14 protein-coding genes and 1 pseudogene are annotated in these 21,483 nt (G+C 48.3%); 4 read left to right on the top strand and 11 right to left on the bottom strand.

All coding sequences use genetic code 11. The annotated features are described in order from the left end of the window. Positions 1-338: 338 nt before the first annotated feature. The 7 genes from ACI3EW_RS06175 to ACI3EW_RS06145 all read right to left on the bottom strand — a co-directional run bounded on the left by ACI3EW_RS06175 (position 339) and on the right by ACI3EW_RS06145 (position 11,250). Positions 339-2,699, bottom strand: coding sequence for an ATP-dependent helicase (locus tag ACI3EW_RS06175; protein ID WP_485663325.1), 2,361 nt, complete (start codon positions 2,697-2,699; stop codon positions 339-341). Positions 2,700-3,048: 349 nt separating this feature from the next. Beyond that, a complete protein-coding gene (ilvD, locus tag ACI3EW_RS06170) occupies positions 3,049-4,788 on the bottom strand; it encodes a dihydroxy-acid dehydratase (RefSeq protein WP_345941748.1) in 1,740 nt (579 codons plus the stop codon). Positions 4,789-4,938: 150 nt separating this feature from the next. Further along, the gene (locus ACI3EW_RS06165) at positions 4,939-6,294 is read right to left on the bottom strand and encodes a GntP family permease (protein WP_405579817.1); all 1,356 of its coding nucleotides are present in this window, start codon (positions 6,292-6,294) and stop codon (positions 4,939-4,941) included. 544 nt (positions 6,295-6,838) lie between these two features. After that, entirely contained in the window at positions 6,839-7,561 is a 723-nt protein-coding gene (locus tag ACI3EW_RS06160) for a FadR/GntR family transcriptional regulator (RefSeq protein ID WP_118320813.1), read from the bottom strand. A gap of 283 nt (positions 7,562-7,844) precedes the next feature. Continuing rightward, positions 7,845-9,512: a Na/Pi cotransporter family protein gene (locus ACI3EW_RS06155; protein ID WP_118531936.1), complete on the bottom strand. Its 1,668-nt coding sequence runs from the start codon at positions 9,510-9,512 to the stop codon at positions 7,845-7,847. 205 nt (positions 9,513-9,717) lie between these two features. Continuing rightward, the gene (locus ACI3EW_RS06150) at positions 9,718-10,434 is read right to left on the bottom strand and encodes a peptidoglycan recognition protein family protein (protein WP_405579813.1); all 717 of its coding nucleotides are present in this window, start codon (positions 10,432-10,434) and stop codon (positions 9,718-9,720) included. Between the two features lie 162 nt (positions 10,435-10,596). Next, a complete protein-coding gene (locus ACI3EW_RS06145) occupies positions 10,597-11,250 on the bottom strand; it encodes a Crp/Fnr family transcriptional regulator (protein WP_405579810.1) in 654 nt (217 codons plus the stop codon). Between the two features lie 369 nt (positions 11,251-11,619). On the opposite strand from ACI3EW_RS06145, the gene ACI3EW_RS06140 reads away from it, so the two are divergent. Then, entirely contained in the window at positions 11,620-12,369 is a 750-nt protein-coding gene (locus ACI3EW_RS06140; protein ID WP_118531883.1) for an ATP-binding protein, read from the top strand. Positions 12,370-12,501: 132 nt separating this feature from the next. Next, complete coding sequence (locus ACI3EW_RS06135; protein WP_118531885.1) at positions 12,502-13,029, top strand: hypothetical protein; 528 nt, start codon at positions 12,502-12,504, stop codon at positions 13,027-13,029. Between the two features lie 548 nt (positions 13,030-13,577). Here the strand turns inward: ACI3EW_RS06135 and ACI3EW_RS06130 are convergent. The 3 genes from ACI3EW_RS06130 to ACI3EW_RS06120 form a co-directional block, all read right to left on the bottom strand. Continuing rightward, positions 13,578-13,832: a HEPN domain-containing protein gene (locus tag ACI3EW_RS06130; RefSeq protein WP_243022306.1), complete on the bottom strand. Its 255-nt coding sequence runs from the start codon at positions 13,830-13,832 to the stop codon at positions 13,578-13,580. Further along, positions 13,817-14,146, bottom strand: a complete 330-nt coding sequence (locus ACI3EW_RS06125) for a nucleotidyltransferase family protein (RefSeq protein WP_118531890.1) — start codon at positions 14,144-14,146, stop codon at positions 13,817-13,819. The genes ACI3EW_RS06130 and ACI3EW_RS06125 overlap by 16 nt, the downstream gene beginning before the upstream one ends. Positions 14,147-14,235: 89 nt before the next feature. Continuing rightward, entirely contained in the window at positions 14,236-15,060 is an 825-nt protein-coding gene (locus ACI3EW_RS06120) for an EFR1 family ferrodoxin (RefSeq protein WP_118320803.1), read from the bottom strand. Between the two features lie 389 nt (positions 15,061-15,449). Here ACI3EW_RS06120 and ACI3EW_RS06115 point away from each other — a divergent pair, with 389 nt between their 5' ends. Together ACI3EW_RS06115 and ACI3EW_RS06110 are read left to right on the top strand one after the other, a co-directional pair. Further along, positions 15,450-15,920 (top strand): MarR family transcriptional regulator, encoded by a 471-nt coding sequence (locus ACI3EW_RS06115; RefSeq protein ID WP_118531894.1) that lies wholly within the window; start codon positions 15,450-15,452, stop codon positions 15,918-15,920. A gap of 281 nt (positions 15,921-16,201) precedes the next feature. Beyond that, positions 16,202-17,260: pseudogene (locus ACI3EW_RS06110) on the top strand (transposase); the annotation flags it as partial. A 55-nt stretch (positions 17,261-17,315) separates the two neighbouring features. On the opposite strand, the gene ACI3EW_RS06105 reads toward ACI3EW_RS06110, so the two are convergent. Beyond that, positions 17,316-21,206 carry a DUF1533 domain-containing protein gene (locus ACI3EW_RS06105; RefSeq protein ID WP_118529590.1) on the bottom strand — a complete coding sequence of 1,297 codons (3,891 nt, stop codon included), beginning with the start codon at positions 21,204-21,206 and terminating at the stop codon, positions 17,316-17,318. Between the last annotated feature and the right edge of the window lie 277 nt (positions 21,207-21,483).

Genomic DNA, 21,483 nt, shown 5'->3' with positions numbered 1-21,483 from the left:
CTCGACTGAGATAAACATGATAAAATAAAACTGCTGTCGCACCTCCAGCAGAAAGGAGGCGGTATTTATAGATTACATAAACACTTTCCTTGTCTCTGTCGCGGCAAGCATAGTTGGCTACTATGTTTGCAAATGGCTGGATAGGGACAACCGACAGTAACAGCCTAAACGGTTCGGCTCACCGCAAAGAGCAAGAAAACCCCCGGAGGTGCCACTCCGGGGGTTTTCGCGTACTCATAGACATATAAGCACTTTCCTTAGCTGTTTTTAATTATATGCGATTATTTAGGAAAAATCAATACCAAACTTTTTCAATCACGTTTTGACTTTTCTTTACTTTACAGCTTCTTCAACTTTGCAAAGGAAGCAAACATCTTCCTTGTCCCGATCGCCGCATTATCAAAATCGACTGTGACCTCAAAATCTTTTCCGCCGTCCGCGATGGATTTCACGGTTCCGTCACCAAAACGCATGTGATGGACGCGGTCACCTTCGGAGTAATCCAAAGACTTCGGTTTTTCTACGGTGAACGCCTTTCCGAAGGTCGGCGTGTTCTTCGGCGCCGCAGAAGTCCCGGAGGCATATGGATTCTTATAGGCATCGGATTTCTGTCCAAAAAGACTCACACCCGCCGGACGGTTCTGGAATCTTCCGGTGTGACCGTCTGCCGCTTTTCCATCCGCGCCGGAAGCCTTCGCCCACGGAAGTCCTGCTTCCTCCGGAAGGTTCCTGTACGCGTCTGCCATTTTCTTCCATCCGGTCTTTGAGTCATCCTGGTCCGGACGTTCCAGACACACATCCGGGATCTCATCAATAAAGCGGCTCGTTCTTTCAGGCTGTACCTGCCCTTTTATCATACGGCTCTTCGCCGCAGTCAGAGTCAGGCGCTTCTCCGCCCTCGTGATCCCCACATAGCAGAGACGGCGCTCCTCCTCCAATGCCTCCGGTCCTTCCATCAGAGACATCATACTCGGGAAAAGACCATCTTCCATTCCTGCAAGATACACATACGGGAACTCCAGACCCTTTGCGGAATGAAGCGTCATGAGGATGATCCGGTCCTCGGATTCGTCCATACTGTCAATGTCCGCAACCAGAGCAACCTCCTCTAAAAATGCAGACAGACTCGGTTCTTCGGCGCTCTCCCAGTAGGTGACTGCCTTGTTGATCAATTCCTCAATATTTTCCATTCTGGACTCGGCTTCCACCTCGCCCTCTTCCTTCAGCTCGTCACGATATCCTGTCTTATCAAGGATCGCCTCGATCACATCCTTGATCGGAGTCTCTTCCTTTAACATCTTCCGGAACTCGCTGATCTGGTCTGTAAATACTCCGATCTTTAACGCCGCTTTTCCGATTCCCGGAACCGCCTGCACCCTCTCCAGCGCCTCATAGAAACTCATATCGTTTTCCATCGCGAACATGTTCACCCGGGCGACACTCATAGCTCCGATTCCACGCTTCGGAACATTGATGATCCTCTGCACAGCCAGATCATCCCGCCCATTGGCGATCGTCTTTAAATAACAGAGAACATCCTTGATCTCTTTTCTCTGGTAGAAGTTTACGCCGCCCACGAGACGATACGGGAGATTGTACGCAACACATTTTTCCTCGAATATACGGGACTGGGCATTCGTCCGGTAAAGGATCGCGTAATCCTTCCATGGACCGCCCTTTTTTACGATATCCCGCACGATCCATTCCGCTTCCTCAAAGGAGGAAGGAAACTCCCGGAATACCGGCCGCTCTCCGACCTCGTTCTCTGTCCAGAGCGTCTTATCTTTTCTTCCGGTATTGTTCCTGATCACTTCATTCGCCGAATCCAGGATCATCTTCGTAGAACGGTAGTTCTGCTCCAGTTTGATCACCTTCGCCCCCGGGAACGTCTCCTCGAAGCTTAAAATATTTCTGATATTTGCACCGCGGAACCTGTAGATCGACTGGTCATCATCGCCCACCACGCAGATATTCCGGTACTTCGCGGCCAAGAGACTCACAAGCTTAAACTGCACCGTATTCGTATCCTGATACTCATCCACCATAATATAGCGGAAACGATCCTGATAATACTCCAAAACTTCCTGCTTTGACTGGAACAACTCCACGGTCTTTACAAGAAGGTCATCGAAATCCAGGGCATTGTTCTTTTTTAAACGTTTCTGGTACTCCATATAGAGCTCCGCGATCCGTTTCAGTCTCGAATCACCCTCAGCCTTCGCGCTGAGCATAAATTCTTCCGGACTGATCATCTCGTTCTTTGCGGAGGAGATCACGCCGAGGACGCCCCGTTCTTTTAATAGCTTCGTATTCACCTCAAGATCCTTGAAGATCTGTTTCATCAGGGTTTTTGTATCATCGGAATCATAGATGGAAAAATCCGTCGTGTAGCCGATATTCTCAATAAATCTCCTTAAGATCCGCACACAGAGGGAGTGGAAGGTGCTGACCCAGACACTATCTGCGCCGTATTCCACAAGGCTGTTGACGCGATCCCGCATCTCTCCCGCCGCCTTGTTTGTAAAGGTGATCGCCAGAATATTCCAGGGCTTCACACCCTTTTCCTCTATTAAATAAGCAACCCGGTGTGTCAGCGCTCGTGTCTTTCCGGATCCTGCACCCGCCAGCACTAAGAGCGGACCTTCCGTAGTGAAGACAGCTTCCCGCTGCATCGGATTTAATGTATCGTAATTGTTCATTCTGTTCCCCTTTCACGTTTCCGGATACCGACAGTTCTGCTCGTATCTCCCACATACTGAAACCACCGGTATTCCGGCAACAGATACTACCATTCTACCACAGGAACACTCGTTCGTGCAATCTTTATTATATGAAAAGTATGTGGCTGTTACTGTATGCGGATAGGAATTTTCTGAACTGATAATTCCGTAATAGTACAGTGGCAGCAGTAGATTTTGCCGATTTGGAATGCGAAATGGTAATGATATAAAAACGCCCCGGATCAGAGAGAACTGTCATCTCAGGATCCGGGACGTTTCTTTTGCAGGCCGGCAGCCAGCATTTGCCACCAGCCTTATTTTATATTTTTTAGAATTCCAGATAAGCACCTTTCATCGGGCTTGCCGCATGCTCACTGAACATACGGAGCACACCGCTCTTGTAGCGGAGCTCTCTCGGCTTCCAGTTTTTCTTTCTCTCAGCAAGGACCGCGTCGATCTCCTCCGGAGTCTTTCTCTCGCCCTTGATACCGATGATGTTTAACTTTCTCTCCATCACATCGATCTCGATGAGATCGCCTTCCTCAACGAGAGCGATCGGGCCGCCGTCTGCCGCCTCCGGGCTGCAGTGTCCGATAACCGGACCTGTGGATGCACCGGAGAATCTTCCGTCTGTGATCAGGGCGATGGAACGGCCAAGCTCCTTGTCGCTGCTGATGGCCTCGGAGGTGTAGAACATCTCCGGCATACCGCTTCCCTTCGGTCCCTCGTAACGGATGAAGACTGCGTCACCTTTCTGAACTTTATGTTTCAGGACAGCATCCAGACACTCTTCCTCGCTATCAAACGGTCTCGCCTTGAGAACTGCCTTGAACATCTCCTTTGGGCATGCGGTGTGCTTGATAACCGCACCTTCCGGAGCAAGGTTTCCGCGCAGAACTGCGATGCTGCCGTCGGTTCCGATGGCCTTGTCAGCCGGACGGATGATATCCTGTCTTGTGATGGAGATTCCGTAGCGCTCGTTGAACTTCCGGAGCCATTTCTCGCAGCGCTCATAGAATCCGTTCTCTTTTAATTCCTTTAAGTTCTCACCGAGAGTCTTTCCGGTCACGGTCATGACATCAAGGTGAAGGTGGTCTTTGATCTCCTCCATGATCGCCGGAACGCCGCCTGCATAGTAGAAGCACTCTGCTGGCCACTTTCCTGCCGGGCGGATATCAAGAAGATACTTCGCGCCGCGGTGGAGTCTGTCGAAGGTGTCACCTGTGATCTCGATTCCAAGCTCATGAGCGATCGCCGGAAGGTGAAGTAAGCAGTTTGTACTTCCGGAGATGGCCGCATGTACAAGGATCGCGTTTTCAAAGCTGTCCATCGTCACGATATCGCTCGGACGCATGTTGTCCATCTTTGCAAGCTTAACTGCCTGTTTTCCGGCCTCTCTCGCGTAGTTTAAGAGATCCGGGCTTGTCGCAGGCATCAACGCACTTCCCGGAAGGGCAAGGCCAAGAGCCTCAGCCATGATCTGCATGGTGGATGCAGTTCCGATAAAGGAACAAGCGCCGCAGCTCGGACATGCGTTGTGTTTTGCCCAGTTTAAGCGTTTCTCATCGATCTCACCGCGCTCATACTGGGCGCTGTACATGCCAAGCTGTTCCAGAGTTAACATCTCCGGACCTGCATTCATGGTTCCACCCGGAACAACAACCGCCGGAATATTCACGCGGAATAAGCCCATGAGGTTTGCCGGCATTCCCTTATCACAGCTTGCGAGATATACGCCTGCATCGAAGGGAGTCGCGTTCGCGTGGATCTCGATCATGTTCGCGATCATCTCACGGCTTGCAAGGCTGTAATTGATTCCATCAGTTCCCTGGCTCTCGCCGTCACAGATATCGGTGCAGAAATATTTCGCGCCATGGCCGCCTGCCTCAGCGATTCCTTTTTTTACTTCATCTACAAGGATATGGAGATGTCCGCTTCCCGGATGGCTGTCACCTGCCGTGCTTTCGATGATGACCTGCGGCATCGCAAGCTCTTCCGGCTTCCAGCCCGTTCCGATCCTTAACGGATCAAGCTCCGGCGCAAGTTTTCTCATTTCCTGACTCTTCAGACATTTCATGATATTTCCTTCTTTCTTTGTGGGGTGTTACTCGTTATTGAGCGAATGATATCTTTTATTGGAACCGCTTTCCAATAATTTTGTTCTTTCTCTGTGTTTCGAATGCACCGCGGCTTTAAGCTGCGTATCTGCATCTTTCTACTACGCAAAGAATGAAATTACAAGTGCTACAAGGAATCCGGTCACGCCGACTAAGGTCTCCATGATGGTCCAGGTTTTCAGAGTCGTCTTCTCGTCGATTCCCACGAGGGATCTTACCAGCCAGAAACCGGAATCATTGAAGTGGGAGCATACGGTGGAGCCGCCCGCTACTGCCGCTACGGTACATGCCAGATATAACGGGGACAGCTCGCTGATTCCCGGAAGCGCCGCAACAATACCTGCCGCCATGGTCATGGCAACCGTCGCGGAACCGACACTGATACGGACAAGGACTGCGATGATAAATGCAAGGACAACGATCGGAAGATTCATGGATGCAACCGCGTTTCCGATCACATTTCCGAGACCGGAGTACTGAAGCACATAGCGGAGCACGCCGCCGCAGGCGGTAACGAGAAGGATGAGACCGGTCGGCTCTAAGGACTTTGTCATAACCTTCTCAAGCTCTTTCATCGTGTAGCCATGCTTTAAGCCAAGACCAAACATAGCAGCCAGAGTCGCGAGTAACAGTGCTACGAACGGCTCACCTAAGAACTCAAAGACCGGAGCAACACCGGCTAATGCCGGGACAACACCGCAGATGGAGTCCAGAATGATGAGCACTAACGGGATCAGGATGATCCCAACGATCAGCCAGAAGCTCGGAAGCTTGGACTCATCGATCTCTTCCTGATTTGCCACACTCTCCGGTACCGGAACATAAAACTTCTTTCCGCACATGGATCCCCAGACCGGACCGGCTACGATCATCGCGAAGATTCCGCAGAAGATTCCGACTAAGATGACCCAGCCAAGATCTACATTTAACATCGTTGCTACGAGAACCGGTCCCGGTGTCGGCGGAATGAACGCATGTCCAACCGCAAGTCCTGCAAGGAGCGGGATCACATAGTGAAGAGAGGAACGCTTTGTCTTCTTTGCAAGGGAGAATGCTAACGGGATCAGAATGATCAGTCCTGCATCGAAGAATACCGGCATCGCGATCACGAGACCTGTGATTCCAAGCGCCCACGCGGCCTTCTCGTCACCGAATTTCTTTACCATCGTGACGGCGATCGTCTGTGCGCCGCCTGAGACCTCTAAGATCGCACCGAACATGGATCCCAGACCTACAAGCAGGGCAATTCCTTTTAACGTGTTTCCAATTCCATCATTTACTGCCGAAATAATGTCCTGTGTCGGCATTCCCGCGAGAAGTCCGATACAGATCGCACCGATCAGGATCGCGATCATCGCCTGAACATTAAACTTGATGATCAGGACAAGCAGGATCACCAGACCGATCAGGGCTGCCAGGACAAGGCGGGTCGGGTTGAGTACAACTCCTTCAGACATAGTGGATTTACCTCCCAATATATTTGTGTTTTTTGACGCGCGGCATCCGCATGATACCCCAGGACGGGACCGCGCTTGTGATGCATACCGTGAAAACCAGATGAGTACTGGGGCTTTCCGGCATTTTCATCAGACATCTCCGGGGATTCCGGCGCTAATTTTTTATATTCGTCTGATGTCTTATGTCTATGTGCATAATCTAACATTTTTCTGTACTTTTTGCAACACATGTCTGATGTATTTTGGTTTTTCTCTTTTTCGCACAAAAAAAGCAGGGGAAAATTGTGCATTATTTTCCCCTGCAATCCTGCTGTTTATTCCATTATCACCATGATCCGGTCATTTCCCTAATTTTTTATTTTCCTAAACAATCTGCTGCATTCTGTCCCGATTTTGCCGCCTCATCGTTACAGTACACGGGCACTCCATGCCCGCGCACTGTAACGGGATTTTGCCGATGCTTCGCATTCCGAATCGGCAAAATCCGCGACCACAACGGTATCATACGGAATTTTCAGTTCTGAAAATTCCTACCCGTGAAAAGTCACGCCTCGTCTCCCATCTGCTCGTAGGCCGTCCGCCGTCTTAAAAGCTCCTGCCGGTTATACGTCAGGTGCATCACCATCGCGCATCGCGCCCCCGTGGAATCGTGGGAAGCGATCGCCTCCGTGATCGCGCGGTGAGTCACGATCGTCTCCGTCCGCAGCGCACGTCTTGTCAGGTTCACGAACGTATTGATCCCCGAATTGATGATCGGGATCAGGGATTCCATGACCTGGTTTTTGCTGCAGCGGGCGATCCAGGTATGGAACTCGATGTCCTTCGGCATATGGTCCTTGTCCGCGAGATAGAGTTCCTCCGTCTCCTTACACAGCCTTTTTAGAGTCTCGATATCCTCATCCGTCGCATAGACAGCCGCCTTCGCCGCGATCTCCGGCTCCAGGATCAGGCGGACATCGAAGAGATCAAGCGCCAGCTTAAATTTATCGTGAAGTTTTGCGGTAAGTCCCAGCGGATCATCCTCGACCGGTGTCAGGCTTTGCACATAAGTTCCGGCGCCTCTTCTCACCTGAAGGACCCCTTTTGTCACCAGGCCCTTCACCGCCTCACGGATCGTACTTCGCCCCACCTCGAACATTTCCGCAAGTTCAAACTCGTTTGGCAGACGGTCCCCCACCGCCAGCGGTTTCTTTTCTATATACTCCAGGATCCGGTCTTCGATCTGGCTTCCCAGGAGTTTCCGGTCTTCTTTTTTCTTTGTTTCCATATATTTTCCCCACATTTATTTCAAGTTGTCTGATGTTTTTATTATACGGGAGTTAAGAAAAACTGGCAAGGTAAAAATCATAAAAAGAATGTGCTTCGGCACATTCGGCGTCTCGCGCGGTCGCTTGCGACAATCTTCATCTTCGCGCAAGTGCGCATCTTAGGCACGCAGTGCCTTTTTATTTAACAGGAAGTTCTGTTAAATAAAAAAGATCCCGTATACAACCGGTACGTTCACCGGGATCTGTATACAGGATCCTGATCTTATCAAAGTTATTCCACTCTTACAGCTCATCTTTCACATATCCGGCCACATTGTAAGCATGGTCAGAGATACGTTCCAGGTTGCTTAAGATATCCAGGAATACAACGCCTGCGGACGGGTTGCACTCGTTCTTGGAGAGACGTTCGATATGCTTGTCGCGCATCTCTTCTTCCAGAGTATCCACGCGGTCCTCGAGCTTGCTGACCTGTCGGATATCTTCCATATTGCCATCATTTCTGGCTGCGACTGCATGATCCACCGCACCGATGGCCGCTACGGAGATTTCTTTAAGGTCCTCGATACCCGTCTCAGAAAAAGCAAGCTGATGTTCCTTCAGATACTGAGCTGCCTCTGCGAGGTTTTCCGCATGGTCGCCAACGCGCTCTAAGTCGCTGATGCTGTAAAACAGATTGCTGACCTGCACCTTCTGCTTCTCGTTTAAAGAGAGATTGTTGACCTTGATGAGATATTCGGTCAGCTTCTTATTTAAAATATCGATCTCTGTCTCATTCTTAAAGACCTCATCCAGATGTTCATACTTTCCCTCGACAAGAACACTCGTTGCAAGTTTTAAATTTGCAAGCGCCATCTTACCCATATGAACAACTTCCATCACGCCGACTTCCAGTGCAAATGTCGGAGACTTGAAGATACGTTCGTCGAGAACCGGAAGCTCGTCTTCCTTTTTCTCCTCTTTCTTCTCGTCCTCCTCTGTCTCACGCACGATCAGACCGGAGAACGCAACGAGCTGTTTTGCAAACGGGAATAGCAGCAGGGTGTTCGTCAGGTTGAAAAACGTGTGGAAGATCGAGATCTGCAACGCATTGATACTTCCCTGAGCAATATCCGGTCGCATCATGGAGATCACATACATTCCGATCCCGAAGACGATCGCACCGAAACTGTTGAACGTCAGGTGGATCACCGAAGCGCGCTTCGCATTCCGGCTTGCGCCTGCACTCGATAAGATCGCAGTCAGACAGGAACCGATATTCTGTCCGAGTGTGATATAGATCGCAGCGTTCGTTGTCACGACTCCGCTTGCCGCCAGCGTCTGAAGAATTCCGACAGAGGCGGTGGAGCTCTGGATGATCGCAGTTACAAGCGCTCCGACCATGATTCCCAGGATCGGATTTCTTCCGAGAACCGCAAATGCCTTCGCAAAGATCGGAGCATCCGTGTACGGAGCAACGGAACTTGACATAAACGTCAGTCCCACAAACAGGAGTCCGACACCGATACAGACCTCACCGACCAGACTTTCTTTCTTCTTCTTTGAAAACATCAGACAGAAAGAACCGATTGCAACAACAAGCGGTGCAAAGAAGGACGGCTGCAGCACTTTCATCGCATCACCGAGAGAGTTTAAGGAAACCATCCATGCGGTGATCGTCGTACCGATGTTCGCGCCCATGATGACGCCGACCGCCTGGGTCAGATTCAGGATCCCGGCGTTTACAAAGCCGACGACCATGACAGTTGTCGCTCCGCTGCTGTGCAGGATCGCGGTGATCAGGGCGCCAAGTCCGACCGCAAGGAGCCGGTTGTCCGTCACCATTCTCAGGAACTTGTTCAGCTTACTTCCGGCCGATTTCTGCATGCCGTCGCCCATAATGCTCATGCCGTACAGGAACATACCGAGACCGCCCAGGAAACTGAAGATACTTTCCAGATATCCGATATTCATAATGTCTTCTCCATTCTCTTTTGTCGCCGCCCGGAGTTTCGCGAGCAGCGGGCAAAATGCCGCCGTTTTCGACTTCTTCCGACGGATTTTCTCCCTGTGCTCCATCATATCATAGAGCACAGTATTTTTTCAATTCTAAATATAATATTTGTAAATTTTAGGTAAAGAATTCAAAATGAATTTCGGATTTTTAGTGATTGTCCCATTATTTTTTCAGGATTCTGATCGCATTTTTTACATCTTTGTGAAATGTTTCCCATTCTTCCGGATGGTCCACAAAATACTTCGGACAGATCTTGCCCGTCACATCATAATGACGGATGATATCGTCCGGCTTCAGATCAAACTCAACACAGAGGTACGCGCACAGATTCACCAGCGTCTGATATGTACTGTCATAAAATTTTCCGGTCTCGTCCGGATGACAGCACTCGATGGAGATCGTGTCGCTGTTCCTGTTGTTGGAGGCGTAGGCGACCTCATCGAGCGGAATACACTGTACCACTTCTCCCTCAAGTCCGATCACAAAATGGCTGCTGGCTGATGTCGTCTTCGAACCCGTCTGATCTTTCAGACCTTCAAAATAGTTCCGGTTCTCCAGCGCGGTGCTGCAGGGATTCGCAACGTAATGGACCACGATCCCGTTTACTTTCTCCAGAGGAGTCTGCGGTCTGGAATACTTATTCGGAGTCAGAAGATCCACTTTTACATACTCCGGCACCTTTACATCTGCCGGGTTCACCTGTTTTCTCCCGGTAAGTTTCTTCGTCACGAGCACCGCTGTCGTGATCACGGCGATCACGACCACGGCCGCCAGACCCCCTAAGATCATACGGCGGATCCGCTCCTGTTTTCTTCGTCTTCTCCGGTTCTGTTCCCGCCGGAGTCTGCGCTCCTCGATCTCATCTCTGTTTGTCATCATGTTTTTTGCGGCTGTCACCGGTCGGTACTCTCATGCCCGCATGATCTGGCATTGTCCGGCCGGACAGTTTTTCCTTTCGTCTATTCTTCTAATGCCGGGCAGACTTTTTCTCCTGCCGATCGGTCTGCATCGGATTTCTGACCTTTTGACCCTGATATCATACTATAACTGAAAACAGTTCTTCTCAAACCGGATCAGCCCGTCCTTTTTCATCCTGGAAAGTTCCGCAGACAAGGCACTTCGGTCCACCGCAAGGTAATCGGCGAGCTGCTGACGGTTGTAGGGGATCGTAAACGTCTGCTTTTTCTGTCTCTCCGATTCGAAGGAGAGATACGCCATCACCTTTTCCCGGATGGACCGCTGTCCCATGTGATCGATCTTTCTCGTCAGCATGAGATTTTTCTTCGCCATAATATATAGAAGATTGTGGATCAGGCGATTGTGGTGGGAACAGGCCGGTGTGCAGACATTCAAGATCTTCCTGACATTCAGGAACAGGATCCGGCTTTTCTCCGCCGCCTCCACGTTCACCATCAGAGCTTCCCCCGGCATGCAGGCATAGGCCTCACCGAAGAGTTCCCCTCTCCCCGCATGTCCAAGGACCTGACGGTTTCCCCAGAAATCATCTCTGGAGATCTCGACACTGCCCGAGAGTACAAAGCCCATCGAATGGATCTCGGTCCCTGCGAGAAAGACAGCGTCGCCTTTTTCATATTTTTTTTCTACTGCGGAGAGACACTTTAAGATGCTCTCCTTTTCTTCGGGCTGGATTCCTGCAAAGAGCGGGGAATCCGGGATTGTTTCGTTTGTGAACATGGGAAGCTCCTTTTTTTGTGAAGGCAAGCTTTTGGCCAGGTGTGGTTCTCTTGCCACGTGCGGTCTTCTTGTTTTCATTTCATGAAAACAAGAAGCTTCGGGCGTCCGCCCTATGGAGATTTATGGCGGAAAAATTTCTTATGCAAGTGAACTTGCAACAAAATTTTTCCGTCATAAATCTCCGCACTTCAAACGTTTTCGTTGGAAATACAACATACATTTTTATGTTATTGTAGTATACTTACCCCACGAAAGTCAATCCATGACACAAAGTTACCACAAATCGATACCACGAATAATAACCGGAAATGCGGCTGAATGTTTGTCCGCATTCCGGCATGATACGAAAATCTGAAAGGGGAAACCATTATGAAAAGAACCATCGTAAAAATTGATGAAAAGAAATGCAACGGCTGCGGCGCATGTGCGGCTGCCTGCCAGGAAGGTGCGATCGCAATGATCGACGGAAAAGCAAAGCTGATCCGCGACGATTACTGTGATGGACTTGGAAACTGTCTTCCGGCCTGTCCGGCGGATGCGATCAGCTTTGAGGAACGTGAGGCTGCCGCTTACGACCATGAGGCTGTCTTAGCACATATGGCCGCGAGAAAGGCTGCTTCCCTGGCACCTTCTGATGCCCCGGCCCCAAAGCCGGAATTTACCGGATGTCCGGGTTCCATGAGCCGCACGATCTCCCACGCTGCGGCATCCCACAGTGCAGCGATCCCGGGGCACTCCACACCGGTCTCCATGGAGAGCAGACTCTCCCAGTGGCCGGTCCAGATTAAGCTTGCCCCGGTCCGCGCCCCGTATTTTGACGGTGCGAAGCTCCTCGTTGCCGCAGACTGCACTGCCTACGCATACGGAAATTTCCACAACGATTTCATCGACGGTCATGTAACACTCATCGGATGTCCGAAACTTGATTCCGTAGACTACTCAGAAAAGCTCACCGAGATCATCAAAAACAACGAGATCCAGAGTGTGACCGTTGTCCGCATGGAAGTTCCGTGCTGCGGCGGGATCGAAGCTGCTGTAAAGAATGCCCTGATGGCGAGCGGAAAGTTCATTCCGTGGCAGGTCTACACGATCGGGACGGATGGACGGATCCTGAAGTAACTGGATTTTGCCGATGTTTCACATCCTGAATCAGCAAAATCGGCTGCCGCAACTGTATCGTACAGAATTTTCAGTCCAGAAAATTCCTACTCGTGTACAGTAACATTACAATCATTATAAAGGAAACATCTTATGTCAATATCAACTTCACAGACTCCGTCCGGCCGTACCCCGGAACAGGATGCAGTCATCTGCGCCCTCATCGGTCTTGCCCGCGCCACAGAAGCAAAGGAGATCCCGGCAGGAACTGCCCCGGTCCTCTTCGCCTCCCTGGCCGCTGCAATGCCAGGAAACACTCTCTCCGCTTCCGCTGCGAACGATCTCATCTCGCAGATACACGAGCAGAAAGCCATCATCGCTCCCGACTGTGCCGCCTGCCCGTCTCCCTGCGGGCGGACTGCGGACTTTCTGCCGGAGGACTTAAACAGGACCGACGACGGTCTCTTTGAGGAGCGGAACAGGCTCCTCAAAAAGCTCAGCGAACAGGCCAGGACGGAATGGACACGGATCCTTGCCGATCAGGAAGATCCGGAAATCACAAGACTCTTTATGGACTGCGTGTTCATGGCAGGATACGCGTACGAAAAGGAACTGTTTGCGCCGTATTTTGAAAAACTGGAGAGTTACAGTACACGGTCACTCCATTCCCGCGCACTGTAGCGGGATTTTGCCGCAGTAACGCTGGCGAATCTTATTTTTTAGTATTTCCTGTCCAATGCATTGATAATCTTGCATTTTTGCTCTATGCGTCCTATAATCTTTTTATGAAGCTGCCAGTTCCGGGAAGGAGTGCGGCATAACAGCTGTATCGGAGGTGTCCGGTCTCACACTGATAATCCCGGGAACACGCTCCGGCTGGCGGACTTCATCTTGATTTTCGACACGATCTCAACAAGTGAAAACACGCTTCGCGAGTTCCAGTTTTTCTGTCAATCATTCCGGCATAGATGGGAAATATTCTCATATGCAGAGGTTTTCTTTTTGTTTAACAGGAAGTTCCATCGAAATTTCCTGTTAAACGAAAAAAACAGGGAGTGACTTGTCCACTCCCTGCAGATGATACAGAAATTATTTCATTTTATTCATTGCTATTTCCACTGCATCAAGAAATCGTTCTGCTTCTTCCAATTGCTTCTCCGCTTCTTGTTTACTTGCAATATAAAAGTCATCATAGTCCGATTTTTCTCTTAAAAATGCACTGTTCTTTATTACGATAGATAAATTCCTATCGAGAATATTTTCTTTGAGATACTCCTTATTAAAAAAGCAATAACTCCCGAATGCTTTGATGAATCAAAACCTTTTAAAATATTCATCGCACGCATCGCATGGAAAATCGCATAATAGGATCGGTTCAACGATGTTTTGTACTGTCCAATCTCAAGATTTTCTCTTGCTGCAACCAGCATTTCCTTTGCACGATCCATCCGGTATCCGGCTAATTCCTTCAGGCTGCCTTCCAAAGAACAATTCCCTCCTTCTGGACATTTTGATAGAACGGAAGGATTTTCCCCCATTTCTGCAGATTTTCTTTTTCAATATCAACAATAGAAAAAACGCGATCATAACGCAGATCCATATCTGCAGCCCAGCAAATAAACCGATCTTTCGTTTCAATATCCATACCTTTTTTCACGATAACCGCTATATCAATATCACTTTCCGGCGTGCTTTCATTCCTTGCAACAGATCCATATAGGATAATTGCTTCAATGTTATTCGCAAAAATATCACGTAATCCCTGAATCAGTTCATCTTTCATCCTATCCGTCAACATCGAATCATCTCCTTTTTATAGTATATCCGATATTGATATGCAGTGCAAATACTCTTCATAAAAATTTGAATGTATTTTCACCTTTTTTCTCAGATAAACCACTCCGCCTCCGCGCGTCTCGTATAATTCTGTTTCAACATCTCCACATGGGATAAGAATGCTGCATCATCAAAATATTTTGCTCCGGTCGGACATGCCTTGATGCAGGCCTGGCACTTGATGCAGATTCCGGTACAGGTATCCGGCGCGTCCTTCGGGATCGATCCCATCGGACAGACAGTCGCGCAGATTCCGCATTTCGTGCACTTCTCCGGGTCCGTCTTCGGTTTTGCCTTTAAGAATACCGCCGGTTTTCCATCAGTTCCAAGCGGTGTATAATATGCCCCGACCGGATCATCTCCGCGGACCGCGATCTTTTCCGGGATCTCAGTCAATCCAGAAACCTTTTCTGCCACCTTCTCACCAAACTCTGCGATCTTCACAAGATCATCCGCATCCGGACGTCCCGTTGCAAGCTTGCTGCTGAAAACATGTTCCGTCGGAATTCCTGCTCCCGCAACTGTATGGAAGCCGTGTGCCTCAAGCTCATTCCGGAGCTCGATCAGACCATTGTCAAAATTTCTGTTTCCGAACACAGAAACCGCTACCGCAAGCGCCCCGTTTCCCTCAAACGCAGTCTGCACATACGGGAGCATCTTGTTCGGGATACGGCCCGCATAGACCGGAGTGCTGAAGAATGCAAGGTCTTCCTTATCAAAACTTACAACACCTTCCCTGTTTTCCGGAAGTGTAAAGTCAACCGTTCCCATCGGCACACCCAGGCACTCTGCCGCCCGCTTCGCCATCGTTGTGACGACCTTTTTCGCGTTTCCTGTCGGGCTGAAATAAACCGCCCATACTTTTGTGATCTTCATATTCCCTGTTCCTCCAATCCATAAGTTGTATGGTCAAATGTATCTCTGACCGGAATTTATATGTTTGCTATTTTTGTTAAGCTTATTAACTTCTTTTTGTATCTTATTCCATATGGCATGATTTGTCAATCCCAATGAAGCCACGTTCTTCTGGCTGTCCATACGTTTCAACGGGATTTTGCCAATGCTTCGCATTCCGAATCGGCAAAATTCGCGACCACAACGGTATTATACGGAATTTTCAGTTCTGAAAATTCCCACCCGCAAAAAGTAACGAAAGCAACAGCTGTCGTAAAACTTCATATAGAATTTTGCATTCTTTTTTGATATAGTAATGATAGCATAGATTGATGTAATGCGCAAATTAAGATGAAGGACAGACACACAATATGACCGAAAAACCGAACCGGACTGCCGAGATGGCAGATATCCTCCACCAGGCCTCCATGCTCTACATGGCCTCCAATCTCCCGATCGACTATGGGACCGGGACAAAATACACCTCCGTGGAAGTCCATATGTTAAAATATATCATCGATCATCCGGGAAAAACAGTCACCGAGCTCTCCCGCGAATGGGACCGCACCAAGCCGGCGATCTCCCAGATGTTAAAACGCATGGAACAGAAAGGTCTGATCTCCTGGACGACCGAACCCGGTAATAACAAAAAGCAGCTCTACCATGCCACCGAACAGGGGATCCAGCTTCACAGTGCCCACACCGAATACGATATGAACGTCTTTGGACAGACGCTCGACTATCTCCGCGAAACCTGTTCCGATGAGGAGATCGAGACATGTTTTCATGTACTGAAGGAGTATACGAAGGCGCGGAGACGGAAGCATTATCAAGCGAAGTAAATTTACACTCCTGTTCTGGTAAAGCGAAAATCTGTGTCACTGTTGTCAAAGAATATTCGCAGTCAGCCTTCAGTATTTGCTTATTCCTTTACGCAGCAGAAGCAAAGGATGTCCCTGACTCAGTTAAAGATCAAAAGTCTTATCTGTTTGGATCATGACATGCTCCGGCATTTGTTATAAAAAAGAAGGGGCTGTCGCACTAACGTGCGGCAGCTCATTTCATATTCCCAACACAAAACGCCGAGCTTCGAAAAGCCCGGCGTTCGTGGTATAATCAGTTTATGCGACTAAACAAAATAATACAGAGAGATTATACCTCTTTTTCTCTGTATTATCAAATCAAACTTCCGCTGGATTTAGAGATTTCTATTCCATCTGATGATCCGGTTCGTCTGGTAAGTGCCTTTGTGGAGGAAATGGACCTTTCTGAACTGTATAAAACTTACAGCAGGATCAGAAAAAATCAGGCAACGCCGCGTCAGATGCTGAAACTCGTCATCTATGCAGCAATGAATCGAATCTACTCAAGCAGGGATATCCAAAAGGCATGCAAACGGGATATCAACTTTATGTACCTCCTGGAAGGAATGCCGGCTCCTGACCATGCAACGATCGCGCGTTTTATCTCCCTGCATTTTTCGGCTTGTGCAAAGGTACTGCTTGCCCAAATGTCAGATCTGCTCTATCTTCTTGGTGAGATCTCAGGAAAGACCATTTTTATTGATGGCACCAAGATCGAGTCTGCAGCCAATAAATATACCTTTGTATGGAAACGGGCTATTACGAAAAATCAGGCCCGGTTATACACAAAACTATCTTCTTTTGTGGCTGAATGCGAAGAACTCTATGGAATCAGGACCGTATACCATGACCGGATATCCATCCACACATTAAAACGGTTAAAGAAGCAGTTGTGCCGCATAAAAGTGCAGGAGGGAATTGTGTTTGTACATGGAATCGGGCGTAGAAAAACACAATTACAGAAATCTCTGGAACAGCTGGATCAATATCTGGAGAAACTAAAGGAATATACAAAAAAGCTGTATACGCTTGGGGATAGAAACAGCTATTCCAAAACAGACCCTGACGCAACCTTCATGAGAATGAAAGAGGACGCGATGCTGAATGGACAGTTAAAGCCTGCTTATAACATTCAGCATGGAGTGGATTCCGAATACATCACATGGATCGATATCAGCCCGCACCCTACCGATACACGTACCCTGATCCCGTTTTTGAAAGACATGGAGAATCACCTGGGATTTAAGTATTCAGAAGTCGTTGCAGATGCCGGGTACGAAAGTGAAGAGAACTATCTTTTCATTGAGGAAAACGGACAGACCGTTCTTTTTTCATCCAGCAGGCTTTTTTTCTACCCGTATCTGAGTATTTTCTTTACAGCTCTGCTGCCTCTTCCAGTACATTTTCTTCTGCTGCATCCTCTGTGTTCGGCTCAGACTCTGCTGCTGTTTCTGTTTTGTTTTCTGTTTCCGCCTCTTCTGCATCTCCGGAGTTTTCGACATCTTCTGCGTCTTCGGTGCTTTCTTTGCTGTCTTCCTCCTTAATCTCCTCACCGGAAATTTCCTTTTCAGAAAGTTCAGAGTCTTTCCCGGAAATCTCTTCCGAAACAGCCGGCTTCTCTTCCTCAATAGGTTCTGTATTCACGATCATTTCCGGAAGTTCGATTGCCATAGTAGATGCTTTCTCGATGACCTGTTTGCCATTTTTATCCAGTACTACTTCCAGATCTTCATATCCTTCTGCGCTGATTACAACAACATTCTCATTTTCTGTAAATCCAGCTTTATCAAGGGAAATCTTTCCGTCTGTCGTGGCCAAAGAATATGTATTATCTCTATAATATCCTTTTTCGTATGCTTCTCCGTTTACCGTGACACCTGTGATTGCCTTCATCCAATCATCATTTCCCATTCCCACTGTAATCGTATAGCTGCCAAAGAAATAGTCTGTGTCACCCACAAGTGGAGCAGACTTTTCCTCTGACTCCTCCGGTGCTTTCTCTACGAGATTTCCCTTCTGATCGAGAATTACTTCCAGATCTTCATATCCTTCCGCACTGATTACAACAACATTCTCGTTTTCTGTGAATCCGGCTTTATCAAGAGAAATCTTTCCATCTGTCGTTGACAACGAGTATGTATTATCCCTATAATATCCTTTTTCGTATGTTTCTCCATTTACTGTGACACCTGTGATTGCCTTCATCCAATCATCATTTCCCATTCCCACTGCAATCGTATAACTGCCAAAGAAATAATCTGTGTCACTTACAGTCGGAGCCTCTTTTAACCGACCATCATCGTCTCCTTTTTCTTCCTCTTTCTTTGTGATCTCAAACTCAACCGTCTCCACGCCATAATACTGCGCCGAGATCTCCACACTGTACTCGCCAGCCTCTTCAAAGAGATCTTTTCCGAGTAACAGGCTTGCTCCATTGATCGTATATCCGATCTTTTTGAAAAGGCTCTCCTGTCCATCCGGAGAAAGTGTCTTTTTCGTTCCGTCCGGTCTTGTAAGCACAATGCTCTGGAGATTCTTCCAGATATCACCGGTCTCATCCACCGTGTTGGTGATCGTCACTTCTGCTCCGGTCTTGAAATCACCGCCAGCTTCCAGTGCTACATCTTTGAGATCCTTTGCAATCGCAATATTGAATACTTTATCCTCATACCCGTCAACTTTGATGGTCACTTTATTGTCTTTATCGACTGCAAAGAGTGAGCTGTCAAGAACAAGAATATTGTCTTCCAGTCTGTAAAGCCCCTGATCAACCGCCTGATAGGAATTGCCATTCAGATAGATTTTTCCGTTTTCAACAACATTCTGTAAGTACGCGGTGTCATCCGACATGATCCGGACATCCTGTCCTTCCGAAATTTCATTGACCTGATCGCCATTCTCATCGACCAGAACAAGCTTTGGTGCAGTCTTTCCAAGATAGGATCCGCTCATCATCGTCCCACCGAGGCGATTATCTTCAAGCACATATTTTACCGCATACGGGCGATTCAGGGTTTCTGCTGCGCTCTCATCTGCAATATAGTCTGCAAAGCTTAAATATTCCCCGTTCTCATTTTTCGCTTTCTCAACTGCATCACGGTATTCTGCAAAGGAATAGAATGTTGTCCCATCTTCCCCGATCACCGCATCCCAACCGCTCATATCGTAATTCCAACGATCCGCGATTGCCTGGGCAGATTCATTTTTCACTCCGATATTCTGAAGGAGAAGTGCGTTCGTGAGCAGATCCGCATCGAACATCAGGTCTGCGGACATCGTCGTGCTTCCGCCTTCTGCTGCATTTCCGCTTCCACTTGTGCTTCCGCCGCTGATGGATGCGCTGGACATCGCATCAATTCCATAGATATCTTCTGTAACTACACTGTTCTGCGCAGCTGCACCTGTGCTCACGGTAAATGTGTAGCTCATATCCTTAAATCCGGTAGAATGTACAGTGATCGTATATTTTCCTGCTTCTGGAATATTGTTGCGTCCGTTTTCTGCATTCTCATCATTGTAAAGGACAAACGTGTTTCCGATCAGATACCAGTCACGGATCTTCTCCAGTTCGGTCGTATTTCCATGCGGATCTGTAAGTTCCACCTTGCTGACCGGAATCTCGATTCCATAAGTCATGTTCTTCACTTCAAAGTGAATATTCTTTCCGCTTGTAATCGCTCCAGCCTCTTTTAAGACCATGCTCGGAGCCGTTCCGTTTACAACCTCGATCGGTATCAGTGTATTCTTTCCGCCGGAGGTGATGCGCAGGTAATAAGAACCGTTCGAGTAGAAATTCGACTGGCCAAGCGGTACAATGATCTGTCCAACCGTATTTCCGTAATGCTCCCCCAGCTTCTTCTCATATCGGAGATCACCGTTGATCGTATTGTTGTAACCCTTTCCAGATACCAGTGCTACTTTTGTGATCTCATCAAACCACTGTTTGTCCACCTCTTCCGTATAGTTAAACATTACGACAGCCTGTCCGCCGACGCCATACAGATTACTCTTGTCCTCTGTCAGCTCTGCTGCCGGTGCATAGTAACGGATCCCGCTCTTTTCCTCTCCGAGATCAAAGGTCGTTGTCTCCGGTTTCCGTCTGATATTTCCGTTCTCATCATAGTTATCAAGATTATAATCCCACACATATACAGATCCATGTGCCAGAAAGGCAGCCGGTGCTGTATTTTCGCGAACTTCCGGTGCTTCCGGATTCTCATTTTCGCTCAGACGGATGATCTGTGTTTCTCCATCTTTTCCTGTCACGGCAAGAACCGCCGGGTTTAAGTTTGTAATCTCCCATTTTGCAATGGTTCCGTCACGATCTACTTTTGTGAACGCAGATGTCACATCGGTTCCATCGACTGTGAGTGTGCAGTCATCCAGGGAGTAGCCTTTTGCAAACGCAACCGTCACATACTGGCTCCATCCGAGATCCACCAGCTTTGTCTGGCTCTCTACAACAAGAGTTTTTGTCTCCGGAGTTTCCTCATTTCCGGAATCATTTCCGCTGTCTCCCGGTTTTTCATTGCTGCCGGAATTGTTTCCATTGTCCCCTGTATTTTCATTATTTCCGGAATTGTTTCCGCTATCGCCTGCGTTTCCGTTGTTTCCGGAATTATTTCCACTATTGTCCGTGCTTCCGTTATTACCTGAATTGTCCCCACCGATATCGGTGCTTCCGCCATTTTCAGAACTGCTTCCATTGTTGCCTGTATTTCCACTGTTGGAGGAATTCCCGCCGGAACTGCTTCCTGAATCGCTGTCCGAAGATCCATCACTTCCACCGGATCTTTTTCCGGATGTCTTCTGCTCACCACCCGGTGCATCATACTCTTTTCCGTTTGCATCAACCCAAGCACCGTTCGCATTTACCTTGTAGCCATCCGGTGTCGTACCGTCATGTGCCATTTCACCGGACGCACTCAGATAATACCAGCGGCCACCAACCGGAACCCAGCCGGTTGCCATACTTCCGTTCGCCCACAGATAGTACCAGTCCTTTGTCACCGGATTCTGATACCATCCGGTGATCATATTTCCGTCTTTGTCGAAGCGATACCATTTCCCGTTCTCAAAAAGCCACTGGTCTGCGGCATATTCACCTGTAACACTTCTGTATTTCCATGCTCCTGTCTGCATCGACTGCTCCCATCTTCCTGTCGGGATCGCAGTCGCTGCCGGAGACACCATGGTCGTCATCGTCATAGATAATGCAGCGGCTACCGCCACTCCCTTGAATCCATTTTTTCGAATACCTTTCACCTTTTATCCTCCTCGTATGTTCAATTCAATTTGAATGCTAGCACATTATAGCAATTCAATGGTGTTTTCTCAATAGATTATATGAGAATGATTTTCAATATCATTTATATGGGAAATTTTCTCATTAACACAATACTTATACTCGTAGACATTTCGTATCACGCGTAATCACTTGCAACACCATTCATCTTCACGCGAGTGCGTATCTTAGGCACGCAGTACCTTTTTGTTTACCGGGAAGTTCCATCGGAATTTTCTGGTAAACAAAAAACTGGTT

The sequence above is a fragment of the Pilosibacter rotomagensis genome (assembly GCF_045062245.2).
In the GTDB taxonomy this organism is placed as follows: domain Bacteria; phylum Bacillota; class Clostridia; order Lachnospirales; family Lachnospiraceae; genus Pilosibacter.
The sequence above is the reverse complement of the archived record's forward strand: the minus strand, read 5'-3'. Positions and strand labels throughout refer to the sequence as shown.

Excerpts from the sequence above, each read along its gene's own strand:
- ACI3EW_RS06175 (WP_485663325.1), bottom strand. The coding sequence starts at position 2,699 with ATGAACAATTACGATACATTAAATCCGATGCAGCGGGAAGCTGTCTTC.
- ACI3EW_RS06165 (WP_405579817.1), bottom strand. The coding sequence starts at position 6,294 with ATGTCTGAAGGAGTTGTACTCAACCCGACCCGCCTTGTCCTGGCAGCC.
- ACI3EW_RS06160 (WP_118320813.1), bottom strand. The coding sequence starts at position 7,561 with ATGGAAACAAAGAAAAAAGAAGACCGGAAACTCCTGGGAAGCCAGATC.
- ACI3EW_RS06155 (WP_118531936.1), bottom strand. The coding sequence starts at position 9,512 with ATGAATATCGGATATCTGGAAAGTATCTTCAGTTTCCTGGGCGGTCTC.
- ACI3EW_RS06150 (WP_405579813.1), bottom strand. The coding sequence starts at position 10,434 with ATGATGACAAACAGAGATGAGATCGAGGAGCGCAGACTCCGGCGGGAA.
- ACI3EW_RS06145 (WP_405579810.1), bottom strand. The coding sequence starts at position 11,250 with ATGTTCACAAACGAAACAATCCCGGATTCCCCGCTCTTTGCAGGAATC.
- ACI3EW_RS06140 (WP_118531883.1), top strand. The coding sequence starts at position 11,620 with ATGAAAAGAACCATCGTAAAAATTGATGAAAAGAAATGCAACGGCTGC.
- ACI3EW_RS06135 (WP_118531885.1), top strand. The coding sequence starts at position 12,502 with ATGTCAATATCAACTTCACAGACTCCGTCCGGCCGTACCCCGGAACAG.
- ACI3EW_RS06125 (WP_118531890.1), bottom strand. The coding sequence starts at position 14,146 with ATGTTGACGGATAGGATGAAAGATGAACTGATTCAGGGATTACGTGAT.
- ACI3EW_RS06120 (WP_118320803.1), bottom strand. The coding sequence starts at position 15,060 with ATGAAGATCACAAAAGTATGGGCGGTTTATTTCAGCCCGACAGGAAAC.
- ACI3EW_RS06115 (WP_118531894.1), top strand. The coding sequence starts at position 15,450 with ATGACCGAAAAACCGAACCGGACTGCCGAGATGGCAGATATCCTCCAC.